General features: G+C 67.3%; 4 protein-coding genes. All 4 read right to left on the reverse strand.

Features of this window, described 5'->3' with window-relative positions:
- The coding region (locus tag V7E46_RS27940) for a hypothetical protein (RefSeq protein WP_333771016.1) at positions 1–4916 on the reverse strand (4916 nt) is incomplete at its 3' end.
- Entirely contained in the window at positions 4913–7783 is a 2871-nt protein-coding gene (locus V7E46_RS27945) for an SNF2-related protein (RefSeq protein ID WP_333771017.1), read from the reverse strand. The genes V7E46_RS27945 and V7E46_RS27940, both read right to left, overlap by 4 nt.
- Before the next feature lie 329 nt (positions 7784–8112).
- Positions 8113–9270: a serine/threonine-protein kinase gene (locus V7E46_RS27950; RefSeq protein ID WP_333771018.1), complete on the reverse strand. Its 1158-nt coding sequence runs from the start codon at positions 9268–9270 to the stop codon at positions 8113–8115.
- Between the two features lie 419 nt (positions 9271–9689).
- Entirely contained in the window at positions 9690–14123 is a 4434-nt protein-coding gene (locus tag V7E46_RS27955) for an AAA domain-containing protein (RefSeq protein WP_333771019.1), read from the reverse strand.
- Between the last annotated feature and the right edge of the window lie 26 nt (positions 14124–14149).

A 14149-nucleotide genomic window follows, 5' to 3' on the forward strand; every position in this document is an offset into this window, starting at 1 on the left:
GGGGAGGCCAGGGGGTGGTCGGGGGTGGGGGCGGGCATGGCCTTGGCGCCCTTGACCTGGAGGTCGGCTCGACCCGTTACTCGAAGAAAATAGTCCACCGGAAGCGACGCAAAAAAACCCGCGGTCAGGGCGGTATGTCTTAGTTGGGGCATTGCCAAACTGTTGATGCCGCTAACATGCGCCGTGCCCGGCGGAACGATCGCCGCGTACAGTGCCCTCTCAGTGTCGGGAGCGACCTGACGACGCCACGCCAGCCGAGTGAAGACGGTAAACCGCCGCCGTGCCCGTTCTACCAGCGCCGCATCGACCTGGTCGCAGGGTACGTTCTCCTCAGGGACAAGCCTCGCGCGCGCAACCAGCCGACGGGCGCGCGCCACCGCCTTTTCGGTCCCTCGCAAGCGCATGAGTTCTTGGTAATCAACCCACCGCTCCTGAGCCGCCAGGTACTCCCTGCTCCTGCCCGCCACGCGAACGTACTCCGTATCTGCTACGTAGTCGGTCGTCAAGGTCACCAAGTCGGCGCCGAAGGGATCGTTGCTGTTGGCATCATGCCGCTTGAAAACCGGCGTGGCCACGCTGAGCTGGTTTCCCTTTAGGATCACCCGGCGCCACCTGTCGGGTTGGTACTCCTGGCCGGTGATGGGGTCGGGCCGGTTGTAGTCGATCAGGCGGTCCTTCTTCGCTCCGCTCTCATCGTATCCGCGGGCAATCTGCGGCCTCAGGCCCCCCAACCGTACCGGGTAACTCGCCAACGCTTCGATGGCCGCCGCTTCAGCAGTACTTACCGGGAAGAGCAGCCGGACTTGCTCAACCGGCCGATCAGTCTCATCCATCAATTTTTGCCAGAGGGAAAGTTGATTGGCATTCACCCGAACGACTCGTGCCACGTGAGGCCGTTCGTCAAACTGTCCGTTCCGATACCGAATCCCTGGCACCTCACCGGAGCCATCGTGCTTAGCGGAGTTACGCAAAGCGTCCGCTGAAACCAGCCACGACAGGTGGTCGAAGCCGATATTCCCGGGCCGGCCGTAGACGTGCACACCAAAATGGGCGGCATCTCCAACCGGCTTCGGGAAGAATCGCTGTCCGGCATTGACGAAGTCTCCGTGGATACGGAGCCTTCGGTAAGACGCCTCTCGAAGCGCTCCCTCCTTAACCCCAGTGAAGTGCGTGTCCGGATGAACCATCCCGGCCGTCCCATGCCCCGATGTGTGTGCCCACACTTGCGACATAAACGCCCGGTACAGGTCAGGCTGCGTCCCCGTCAGCAGTGGATACATCTGCGGCGACCCAAACACCGCGACCTGCGCGCTGGTATTGGTTAGCTCCCCCAGCACATACTGTCGTGCCTTGCTCTGCCCCAGCACCTCCCGACGCCGGCGCTCCTTGTCCGCCGTCGACGCCTTCGCCTCCAGCTCGAACCATGGCTCATGCTCCGCCAGCACCGCGGACTCATTCCACCGCGGTCGCACCCACGGCGGGTTGCCCACCTGGAGGTCGAAGCCGCCGCCCTGGGCGAACACGAGGGCGAACTCCAGCTCCCAGTGCAGGAAGCCCTGCTCATCGGCAACGTCCCGCACCGTCCGCAGCCACGGGAATCGGTCCTCCGGATTGCCGGCGTCCATGCCCAGGAAGCTGGGCAGGTTCTCCTCCCACACCTTGAGGTCGTCGAGGCTCTGGAAGCCGTCAATAAGCATGTTGCCGTCGGGCACGTCGACGGTGCCGAGCATTGCCTCAAGGAACTCCAGCCAGTCGTCCAGGTCCTTGAGCGGCACGGCCGCCCGTCGTTCCGGCGCCTTCGCCCTTGTCGTGCCCGTCTGCACCCTCTTCGGGACGATCTCCTTCACTTCGACGACCTCGTCGCGGAGATCATCGAAGGAGGTCTGCTCAGGCCCCAGGGAGAACAGTGCCGACACCTCGACGTACCGCGGGCTCGCGGAAGCCGGCGGTTCCGCGGCTTTGTCGGCCGCGACGGCGGCCTCAGCCGTATCCCTCATCGGCGGGACCGTGCCCAGCAGTTCGCCGAGACCTTCCGCGTCACCGACCTCGGCCCGCGGCGCGTACTCCAGGTCCGTCCCGTCGAGCTGCGCAGCCTTCTCGGCGGGCCAGAACCACAGGGCGCACCACGCGTCCATGATCTTCTTCAGTCGCCAGTACGGGGTGTCGGCGGCGTTGAAGAGGTCTTCCAGGACCTTCTCCTTGAGCACCGCCTGCTCCGGGCGCTGGAGGAAGGCATACTCGGGGTCGTTCGGATCGGCACGCCACACATCGATGTGACGGGCGATCTCCTGCTCGGAGAGTTCCATGCGCTTGACGACGGCCGCCCACAGGAACTCCGCGCGCCGGGCGGCGTCCCGCAGCCGCGTGTACTGCGACGCCGCTTCCGTCTTCGGCTTCCTGGTACGCGGGTTGAGCGCGACCGTGCCGTCCTTGTTGAGGTGCGCGCTGCTGCGCTTGGGCCGCTTGAGGATGCCTCTCTTCCAGACGGCGAGGCGCGCCACCTCATCCGGGGCGAGGTCCTTGGCCTCCGTGGAGCCGGCGACCGCGGCCCAGCCGGGGCTCGGCAGCAGGAACTGGTGGACAGCGCCGTCGGGAAGCGTCTGCGGCTCGCCGTCCTTCAGGAAGGGCAGCGGTGTCGGCGCGAGCGGGTCCTTCGCCTTGAGCCACGCCTTGTCCGCGCCGGCCACGTCGTCGCCCGCGAAGATCGAGCGTCGGGCGCCGATGAGGGAGTTGCCGCGCCGCAAGTGCAAGCCGAACCAGGGGGCACGCATGCCGAGGTGCATGGTGTTGAGCCAGAGGGACACCTCGGCCAGTTCGACGCCGGTGGGGTTGAGGTCGACCCCGTAGGCGTTGTGCAGGGCGACGTACGCCTTGACCTTCTGCTTCTCGGTGATGGCGCTGTCGGCCGGGATGCTGACGCCGAGTTCCTCCTGTCGGCGGCGCAGGTATTCATCGGCGACCTGGTTGATGGCCTCGTTGAGGAACGCTCCGGAGCCGAGCGCGGGCTCGCAGATCTTGAACGTGAGCAGTTCCGAGGCACGCGTCTTGATGATGTTGTCGTGCTCGTCGCGTTCCTGGTCGAGGCGGTGTTTCAGGGCGAGTTCGACCGTGACCTTGGTCAGCGACTCGGGAGTGTAGTACGAAGCCGAGGTCTCGCGGTCGCGGCCGGCGAGCCGGTACACGAAGGAGCCCTTCGGGTATCTCTTGGCTCCCCGCAGGCCCTTGCGGGCGTCGTCCTCGCCGTAGTGGACCAGGGTGCTGTCCGGGTACTTGTCCTGCTTGCGGGACGGGACGAGCCACGAGCCCTGTTCCGGGTCCCCGCCACGGGCCACCTCGCACAGCTCTTCGTCGGCGATGATGCCGGTGTAGGACATCAGGCCCTCGTAGACCGCGCCCAGCTGGTTGATGCCGAGGTTGCGGTAGGAGATGAAGCCGCCGCGCTCACCACGCTTTCCCTTCTTCATGGTGAGCAGCCGCAGCACTTCGTGCAGGGCGTCGTTGCGCAGGCGCAGGTCGAGCCAGCGGGGGTCGTCGTCCTCGTCGCTGCGGGGGTCGAGGACGCCTCGGCCGATAAGGCGGATGGCGTCAGGATCGAAGAGCGCGCTGCGCAGGGGGTCGAAGCGCAGGCCCCGGTCTTCGGTGCGGCGGGCGGCCTTGGCCTTGAGGGTCTCCTCGTCGTCCCCGGGCTGGTCGTCGTCGGGCTCGCTGCCGTACTCGCGGTGGCCGTAGTTGACCTTGTTGAACAGGACGTCGAGGGATTCGTAGAGGTGGAAGCCGTTCCGTGCCTCCTCCTCGACGAGCTCCTCGTCGCGTTCCACGAGTTCCCGCAGGCGGGCCATGGAGTAGCCGGCCTCGTAGGACCCGTCGTCGGCGGGGAGGATGCCGAGTTCGGGACGGGCTTCGGCGTACAGCAGGAACAGGACGCGGTAGAGGTAGCGCAGGGCCTCACGGGTGAGTTCCCGGGCGAAGGGGATCTTGGGGCTTTCGATGACGGCCGGGGTGACGTCGTTTTGCGGCTCGGCCATTCGGCGCAGAACTCCGTTGGCGATGATCTCCACGGAGCGTTGCAGGCCGTATCGCAGTTCGGTGGACACGCCCGCCGCGTTGTCACCGGAGGACTTGAGGAGGAGGTCGATGCCGCGGCTCTGGTCGTTCTCGCCGGGGCGAAGCATGTCCAGGCTGAACAGGGCGGCGATGGTGCTGAGTTCGCCCTGCTGCGCGCGGTCGTTGCGTTCGAGTGCGGCGTCGAGATTGACCGCGAGGTATCGGCCTTCGCTCCATGCCTGGCGGTCAGCGAGGACGAGCACGCCGCCGCACAACAGCAGGACGAAGCGCGGGTGCGGGCCACCCGCCTCGCCGATTTCACTCTGGAAGAGCCAGGAGGCGAGGGCGGCTCCGGTGTCGTACGACTCGCCCGTACCGGCGCGGAAGGGCGCGAGCAGCCGTCCCGCACCTTCTGCGTTGAGCGCGCTGTCGTTGTCGGCGGACCAGCCGCAGTCGAGGGCGATGATGCCGTCGCCGTGGTGGGCGACGGGCAGGATGTAGTCGCGACCGGCTCGGTGCACGGTGAGCTCGGTCGGTGCGGGGTTGTAGCCGAGAGCACGCAGGACCGTCTGGTGCCACTCGGCGAGCCTCTTGGTCCACTCGGGGTTGTTATACGTGGAGAGGCGAGCGTCGTCCTCGGCGTCGGCCTGGGTGGTCTGGGCGAAGTAGCCGCGCAGTTCCTCTGCGAGGTAGGGCGTGCGCAGGGTGCGTACCAGCTCCCGTGGTGTCCTGCGTGGGTCGTTGTCGTCGGTCTCGCGCACGGCCCAGCGGGTGAACAGGCCCTTCTTGAGGTCTGTGCCGAGTTGTTCGGCGAAGTAGTGTGCGGACAGGTACTCGCCGCGGTTGGTGAAGGAGTCGAACTCGGTGCTCATCGCGCGGTTCCTCCTTCAGCGGCGTTGTGGGGTTCGAGGACGGCCAGCAGGCGGAGCATGGGCGCGCTTGCGGTCTCCAGGGACGTGACGAGTTGCAGCCGCCGCCGCGCCGTGCGGTCGAGTTCGGCTTCGTTCGGGCGGGCGCTGGCGAAGAGGGCATCCTGGCGCCATGCGGCGACGCGGCGGCGGTAGGGGGCGAGCGTCTCATCGATCTTCCTGCGGTACTCGGCCTCCAGGGCCATTAGGTGGCGCTGTGCGGCGTCGATGGCGTCGGGTACAAGAGCGCCCAAGCCGGGACGGTCGCGAGGTTCGGCTCGTCCTGGCATGTTCGGGCCCACCCCGTAGCGCTCCAGCGTGTCCGCGGTCAGCTTCTCGACGACGGGGTCGCCGGGGAGGTGGGAGACGGCCATCCACTCGACGACCGTGGGCTTGCCCAGGGCGTTGGAGTAGATGCCCTGGACCAGGTAGGTCGGGGTGTCCACCGCAGCGGCCAGCACGGGAGCCTTGTGCCGTCCGATCTCGACCAGCACCTTGTCCGTCAACCAGTCCAGGACCGGGTGGATGTCGGTCAGGTAGGAGACATTCGGCCACTGGGACTCGGTGGTCTCGCGGGCGGCCTTCAGGCGTGCGCCGGCGAGGTCCTTGGAGAAAGTGACCCGGATACGGCCTGGTCCGTTTTTCCGTGGCAGGATCTCCTGCTCGTCCAGGTACGACCTGGGAAGCGCCTTGAGGCGGTACAGCAGGTCCCTCGGAGGTTCGAAGGCGATGGTGCCGTTGTCATCGCGGCGCAGGGAGAGCATGTCCTCGGGGTTGGGGTGGCAGACCTGCCGCAGTGCCTCGTCGAAGTAGTCAGCAGTGGACCTGAAGAGCTTCGGCACCTCAGCACGTGGCACCTCGGGGTGCTCGTGGACAGCTCCGACCTGTCCGAGCAGCCCGGTGAGGAAGGCGGCCCCGCCCTGCTGGGACTGCTTGATGGACTGCTCGACGGTGCGGCCAGCGACCAGGTCCTGGGTGAGGCGGTTCTCCTCCTCCTTGGCCCGGTAGAGGCCCGTGACGGCCTCGGCCGATCCTTCGATCTTGTGGGCCTCCGCCTCGCGTTTCAGGAGCTTCTCGCCCACGAGACGGTCGTCGAGGGTACGGGGGCGTCCAGTGGCCTCGTCCGTGCGCCACGGGACGTCACTGGTGAGGATCAGCGCCCGGAACTCGGGCTCGTGTTCCTGCCCGTACCGGTCGATTCGGCCGTTGCGCTGCTCGATGCGGATCAGGGACCAGGGCAGGTCGTAGTGGATCAGGCGGTGGCACTGCTGGTGGAGGTTGACCCCTTCGGAGGCCACGTCGCCGGTGAGCAGGACGCGCACGGGATCGTCGCTCAAGCCGAACTTCTCGACGATGTCCTGCTGTTCCTGGTCGGTGGTGGCCTCGCCGTGCATGACCTGCACCGCGCCGCCGAATGCCAGCCAGGGCTTCTTGTCGTCCGGGCTGGTGGCACCCTTGAAGCCGAGAGCAGCCGGCACGGCCGCGGCCAGCCATTTCAGGGTGGGGATGCTCTCGGAGAACACCACGACCCGGACGTCGGATCCGGGTCCCACACCCATGGCACGCAGTTCCTTCACCAGCACGGTGAGCTTCGCCGAGTCCTGGTCCTCGATCTGCTCGACCAGGCGTTGCAGGTCGACCAGCGCGGCCCGCTCGGCCTTCCGCGCCGCCTCGCGTGCCGCCGGGTCCTCGGGCCGAATCTGCCGCTTCGCGCCGCTCCCCGACTTGTCCACGACCGGACTGTCGAGGGTGCCGATCCGGGTCTTGACCGTTGCCAGCAGTGCCTTGTGCGAGGACAGGAACGACTTCAGCAGGCGGTAGGGGACGAGCTGGTGCCTGCTGACCGACGTCGCCGACGGGTCCGCGGGAATCCAGCGTGTGGCCAGTTCCTGGAAGACCGCGAGTTCCTTCGCGGTGGCTGGAGCGTGGATGGGCATGGAGGGGCCGCGGTCCGCCCAGGCGCCTTTGAGCGACTCCCGCACTTCGGGCGACGTCTTCGTCCGCCGGATGTAGAGGTGACTGAGATCGTCCACCTCGTAGTGGGAGGGGTCAGCGATGGCGGCCTCGTCGAGCATCCTGACCAGCTCGGCGAACGAAGCGGCGTCACCGTTGTGCGGGGTGGCCGACGCCAGCACGAGCGCGTCCGTCTTGCGGGCCAGCAGGCGAGCCAGGGCGTTGTTCTTCGTGCCGCGGTTGACGAGGTTGTGGGACTCATCGACGACGACGGCATCCCAGTCGGTGTGCTCCAGGTGGTGCGCGTACACGTCGCTCTTGAGCGTGTCGACGGAGATGATCACACGCTTGAAGTACGCGAAGGGGTTGCGCCCCGCAGGGATGTCCTGCTGCACCCGCTGGATGCCGGTCGAGTCCAGCCGGACCAGCGGGATCCCGAACCTCGTCCACAACTCGCGCTGGAACTGCTCCAGCACGTGCTGCGGCGTCACCACCAGGATCCGCTCGCCGCGCCCGCGCCGGATCAGCTCCGCCAGGAGAACCCCGATTTCCAGCGTCTTGCCGAGACCGACGACGTCAGCGATGAGGATCCGCGGCTGCGGGTTCTTCATAGACAGCGCCAGCTCCGCCGGCCGCAGCTGGTGGACCTGCTGGTCCATGAGAAAGCCGTCTGCCAGCGCCAGGCCGTGCTCGGTCTGGGGGAGGAATGCCTTGCGAATGATGGCTTCGAGGAAGAGCCGGGAGCGTCGGTGGTTCGGCGAATCGTCCGGCACCAGCTCGGTCTCGCGCGGGTCCAGTTCCTGTACGACGTCGAGCCGGTCGTAGAAGGTGGCCTCCACACCGCGGACGAACGACGAGACGCCGGTGACCTCGACCATCCAACCGTCACGCTGAGTATGCGTGCACTTGCGGACGAGCCAGAGCTCGTCGCGGATCAGGACCTGGGCACCCGGCGCATACCCGCCTGAAGCCGTGACCCGCTGCTGCGGCACATCCTCGTCGGATCCACCGGCGCGTCCCCCTGCATCGCTCCGACCGCCCGCGGTCTCCGCCTCGACGCTCAACACCCGCTCCGAATCCTCACCCGCGACTCACGTTGTGCCTGCACCTCATGTGGGTCTTCACCACATGAGGTGTACGAACGGTTCCGAACCGCTCCATCCACCCATTCCGCCAAGTTTCTCACCACGCGCTGACAGGTCCGCGGTCACAATGCGGCGCTCGCCGCGTACCCCGCCCGCAACTCATCCGCCACCCGCTTGGACGCCGGTGGCCGCCCACTCGATCGCCGCGGCTTCGGCTCCGCCTGCCCGGACGCAACCGGCTCGGCCGACTCCGGAACTAGGAGGGCCGACTGCTCATCCGCCGCATCCGGCGCGTCAGTGGCGGGGCTCGTCCGAGGACCGTCGAGCGGCGAGTCAGGAGCGCCTTCCACGATCCTGGCCTGGTCCTCAAGCAGCCGCTCGAACGACGGGGACAACGGCTGCTCGGCCGCGTCCGCCGTGCCGCCTGCGGTCGTACGCGCAATCAGCGCCAACCGAGCGTCGGCCGGCGCCAGACCTGTGGCGTTCAGCAGCTCGGCACATGCGTCGGCCACGGCGTGCAGCGTCGGCCTGTCCTCCGGGAGGTGGGCGAGCGTCGCGGCGATCAGCGGCTTGAGCTCCTCTGGCACGCCCCCCAGATCGGGTCCGACGTCAGGATTCGCGACCTGCATGGCGATGGCCTCCCACGCCGCGCCGTCATACGGATAGTGGCGCGCCGCCGCGTACAAAAGCACCGTGCCCATTGCGTAGACATCCGCCGCCGCCGTCACCTTCGGGTGCCCGCTCGCCTGCTCAGGCGGCATACAGCGCACCGTGCCGATGATCATGCCGCTGTGCGACAAGGACTCCTTCGCGGCGTCCATGAACGCGCCGAGCCCGAAGTCGATGATCGTCGGCCCTTCCTTGCCCATGATCACGTTCTGGGGCTTGAGGTCCCGATGAAGCAGCCCCGCCTCATGCACTGCGCCCAGCCCTTCGGCGAGCAGCGCACCGAGGCTGGCGACGAGAGGCAGGGGCAGTGCCCCGTCCTCGTCCACGCAGGCCAGAAGCGTCCGTCCGGCCACGTACTCCATGGCCAGCCAGGGCCGGTCGGCGAACGGGTCAGCGTCCAGGAACCGCGCGACCCTGTTCGTGCCGACGACGGTTCGCGCTATGAGCGCCTCCTTCTCGAAGCGCGCTCGCATCAGGGGATCCAGCTTGTCGCTGCGGATCCGCTTCACCGCCACCGGATCACCGCCCGGCGTGTAAGCGAGGTAGACCTCGCCCATGCCCCCCGAGCCCAGCTCCTTGGCCACGGTGAACCGGCCGATTCGCTCAGACATTCCCACCATTTTGTCGTTCAGCGCTCCCTCACCCGCCCGAGCGCCTGCAAACCAGGACTGGGCACCGAAACAGCCTATTCGCTCCCGCTCAGGCGCAGGTCGGGTTTGCACCGTTCGAAGGATCTGAGAGGGCCACGTCTGCTGGGGCGATGAACCGCGGGGTGCCCACCCTCACGAACTAATTGAAGTGCTGACGCTCGGGATTCGGCGACCGTCGACCGCCTCCGGGCAGCGCGATTGGGCAGGCCAGAGTCCAAGCCTCCGGGAGAAAATTGAGAGACGATCATGGAAGAATCGCGCATCGAGACATAGCCAGGCCAACCCCACAACCCCTGACCTGGAACTTCGAAAGCCCCGCAAGGCAGCGGGCGGTCTCGCCTCACACGGGACGAAGAGGTAGCCATTCGCTTCAGCCTGAGTCAGTCCCGTACATGGCGGATGCGGACATGGCTGCGACCGCCTCGGCCGTCGGTGTACTCGACGCGGGTGCCCGCCTCGCGCCACAGCAGCGCGGCACCGAGTTCGGTGAACGGGCTCAGGACCTGGGTGTCGTCAATGGTCGGTCGCTGCGAGGTGATCTCGTACTCCTCGACGGCGTCGGTGCCATCGAAGATCAACCCCACCAACCGGCCGGGGGCTACCACCGGGCGGCCGGAGGTCCGCGGCGCTGTGGGCACCGAATGGAGGACTGTCTGCAAGTAGCCGGCCCGCTCTTCGAGCTGTTCCCGGCGCTTCTCGCGCTTGCGCCGGCTGTCGTCTGTTTCACGCGGCACCGGTAGCTGCAGTTCTGCCAGAGCCGCGCGGATTTGAGTCAGCTCGTGCGTGAGGCGCTGCCGCGATGTACCCGCGAGAGCGGTGATGGGGAAGGTCTCCCGCGTCACCCCGGCGGCAGGACCAGTGTGGGAGGTGTTAACCGGCGGACGGCCGGGGGAACGACGCCGCGCCGGTGCGCTCACCGGTTCACGGCTGGATCGCGCGGCCGGCACAGAGACTGCCGGCCGAGCGGACCCCTGGGGGGTCGGCGTCGTGGCGCGTTCGATGGGCCGGGTGACCGGGGCACTCGGCACGGCAGCACGCGCTATCGCGCCTTCGACCGCTGTGCGCAGCCGGAACTCGGCTCCGGCACGGTCCCGGTACCAGTCGGTGCCCCAGATGCGGTGGAGCTCCCAGCCGAGGCCACGCAGCACGCCTTCTCGAAGCCTGTCGCGGTCTCGTGCCGCTTTCGATGAGTGGTACATGGCGCCGTCGCACTCCACGCCGAGCACGAAACGCCCGGGAAGCTTGGGGTGGCGGATGCCGAGATCGATGCGGTAGCCGGCAACCCCGACCTGCGGCTGCACGTCGTATCCCAGCTTTTGCAGAACGGCGAGCACCGACTCCTCAAACGGACTCTCCGGTAGGGCGTCTCCGTCTACCACCGATGGGGCCAGGGCCGCCAGACCACTCTGGGCGTACCGGAGGTAGCGCTGGAAGTATCGAAAGCTCTCGCTGGCGGTCTCCCGCATCTGCCCCGGGTCGAAGGAGGCAATGACCTCCATGCGGTAGCGAGCCCGAGTTGCGGCGACGTTGAGGCGACGCCATCCGTCGGGCTTGTTCATCGGGCCGAAGTTCATGGAGAACTTGCCGTTCGCGTCCGTCCCGTACCCGACGGACATGATCATCACATCGCGTTCGTCGCCCTGCACGCTCTCCAGATTCTTCACGAAGAAGCCGTCCAGTCGGCCCTCGGAGAAGCTGTCATCGAGGTCGGGCCTGGCACGTCGGGCGACGTCCACCGCGTCCTGGATCGCCACTGCCTGCGACTGTGACAGGGCCACCACACCGAGTGACTTGCCTTTGCGGGTGGTGAAGTGGTGGATCACCCGTCGGGCGACCTCGGCTGCCTCGCCGGGGTTGTCGTGGGCCGCGCTTCCGGATCGGTAGACGCCGTCCGTCGCGCGGAAGAATGCGACACCGACGTCCTCTCCCTCGGCATGTGCGCCAGGGAAGGTGGTCATCGACTCCTTGTAGAACTCGTGGTTGCTGAAGGCGATCAGCGCTTCGTGGCGGCTGCGATAGTGCCACCGCAGCGACAGGCTGGGGAGCAGGCCGCTCGCTTTGCACATGTCGAGCACGGAATCGAACCGCTCCGGCAGCTCGTCGTTCTCGGCTTCTACCTCATCGTCGCCGGTGGAGGAGAAGAACGACGTCGGGGGCAGCTGCTTCTGGTCGCCTGCGACGATGAGCGAACGTCCGCGGTAGACGCAGTTCACAGCGTCCTGTGGGAGGACCTGCGACGCCTCGTCGAAGATCACGACGTCGAAGTCGATGTCCGAAGGCAGGAAGCGACTGACGGTCAGCGGGCTCATCATGAAACACGGCTTGATCAGTCGCACGGTGTCGCGAGCCGTGTCGAGCAGCTCCCGTACCGGCTTGTGCCTGGTCTTCTTCTCTCCCTCTCGGCGGATCAGCACGGCTCCGGGGTCGATCACCGTCCTAGGCCGACGTGCGTCACAGGCCTGGATGACCCGCGCACGGGCGTAATCGGTGAGCTTGGCGTCCAGTTGCTGGAATCGCCTCACCAGTCCGTCGCGGTCGACGGAGCGGGTGGTCGCCAGCCGCTTGTCGACGCTCAATTGCGCATCCGCCCAGGCCCGCAGCACTGCCCGTTCCACTACCTGAGGAAAGTCGTCGGGTTCGACGCTGCGGCGTACTGCTCGGTCGACCAGGTCGCCCAGACCCAGTTCGTCGAGAACGCTGCGCCCCTCGTCGTAGGCACGCCATTCGTCCGGACCGCCTCGATCCGTGCCCAGAACGTCGAGAGCCTGCCGCGCGGCATCGGAGCTCAGTTGCAACGCCGCACGAAGAGGAACTGCCCGCTCCGCACGGAAGAGGTCGACCAGCCCCTCGGATGTCTGCGACCACCTTCGGTCGGAGGCTTCGAGCTCGGCGTCGGCGTCGGCGTCGTAGAGGATCTCGGCGACCGCTGTCCCCATCGCCGTGCTCCCGTCCATGCCACATGCAGCGCGGAGTTCGGCGACCCATTCACCGGCCACCGTAAGGGCTGTCGCGTTGGTTGCACGTCCCTCGTAGAGGCCACCGAGCAGCTTCCGATCGGCGTCCGCTGCAGACTCGAAGGCAGCGGAGGCAGATCGCGCCACCCGCACCTTCTGGACCGCGGTGCGGGATGCCGAGAGCGTCCATCTCCCTGGGGGGAGGTGCCCGCCACCGCCCGCAGCCGCGGTTTCCTCAACGACGCGGATGAGCGGTTCCGCCGCCCGCAGCGGTGCGACGTGTGCTCTGCTCCAGGCAGCAGCTGCGAGCAGGCTGCCGGCTTCCAGCTCATAGGAAGGCCCCACTGCCGGTGGGAGCACCAACGAGTTCCGCCACTCGGTCAGCCGCGCAACCGCCTCATCTGCACTCTGTTTCGCCGCAAGATGCGGTGCGCCACCTGCGGCCAGCTCACGGGTCAACAACCCGTGATCCAGGACGCGGGGCGCCAGCGCCGCGATCTCCTCAGCCCGGGCGACAAGAACGTCCACCATGGCGAAGTCGGTTTCCTCGCCCTTCCACAGCGGGCCCAGAGCCGAAGCGTGGCTGACCGTCTCCGCGCCGAACCCCCTCGCTGCCTGCTGCCACGCCACGGCAGCCGACAGCGCGCCAACAACCGCCTTCGTGACTTTGCCGCCTCCGACGAGCCACGACCTGACGAGCCGGCTATCGGCGCGGCGAGCCGATGACAAAGCCCCTGTGAAGGAGCGGTGCACGGTGGCGAAGCGCTCAGCGACCTCACCCAGTGATTCCTCGTCCAGCACCTGCTCGGTGAAGATCACCTCCGCCCGTTGCCGCGCCGTGGCCAGTACACGCGCCGATTCGCGTAGGGTCTGAGCAGCCCTACGGGCGTCAGCGAGCCCCACAGCTGTGAGCCAGGATGGTTGCGGCTTGGCGTCGTCCGGTAGAGCAGCCGACGCCGCCAGGCGTCCCAGGCGGAGAGCCTCCTCACAGGTTTCCGGCTCCGGCAGCCCGTACATCCGAGAGACAGCCGCCATCGATCGGCTCGCCTGCTCCAACCCGTCCGCGTCCCCCTCAAGCCGCTCCGCGAGATGGCGGACCTCATCTGCGGTGAGTGAAGCCAGGTCCACAGGCGGTGGAACCAGTGAGGAAAGCGCTGTCTCGGCTGCGCTCGGCTCGGAATCCACCCCCAGGGGCAATCGGTCCCATGCCGAGCCAAGCTCCTGCTCGGCGGGACGTTCGGCCGCAGTCAGCTCATTCATGCGCTTCAGGAAGGCCCGCACCTCGGTACGCAGCGACTCCGGATCCGCGGTAAGCCATTCACGGGGCAGGTGTGGGCGCCTGGCCGCCGTCTGCAACACGGCTGCCAGCCGGGAGGCGGCCCAGGGGCCGTCCCAGCTCAACGCATTCAGCAGGTCGGCATGGACGGTGAGGGCCGAGTCGAGTTGGCTGAGCGCCTCGGAGGCCAGATCCAACGCCAGGAGGGGATTCCCGCTGTCCTTCAATCCGTACCAGGAGAAGCGAGTGCCTTCCAGCGCTGGGCGCCAGGACACGGCTACTTGAAGCGCGGCGTTCTCTGCGTCGCTGAGGCGCTGCTCCGACAAGGCGCCCGCGTCGAAAGTGTCGCTCGCCGGCAGTGGATCGGCTGTGTCCAGAAGCGCTATTCGTCCCAACGCGTCGTGCAGGGACATGCCGAGTTCTGGCCTGATGTCATTCATCGCCGAGGCGTATTCGGAGAGCTCCTCGCGCAGTTTCCGTGCGCGTCCAAGTTCCACCTGGCTGCCGCCCGTGAAGCTTCCCCGTTGACCTGGACACCTGGAGACTGGGACCTGGTCCCAGAGGAAGTAGAGCCAGGTGAGCAACAAGCAGGGCAAACGGTACTCGGAGG

The organism is Streptomyces sp. IBSBF 2435 (assembly GCF_036815005.1).
In the GTDB taxonomy this organism is placed as follows: domain Bacteria; phylum Actinomycetota; class Actinomycetes; order Streptomycetales; family Streptomycetaceae; genus Actinacidiphila.

Coding starts and splice junctions, on each gene's coding strand:
- V7E46_RS27945 (WP_333771017.1), bottom strand. CDS start 7,783: ATGGTCGAGGTCACCGGCGTCTCGTCGTTCGTCCGCGGTGTGGAGGCC.
- V7E46_RS27950 (WP_333771018.1), bottom strand. CDS start 9,270: ATGTCTGAGCGAATCGGCCGGTTCACCGTGGCCAAGGAGCTGGGCTCG.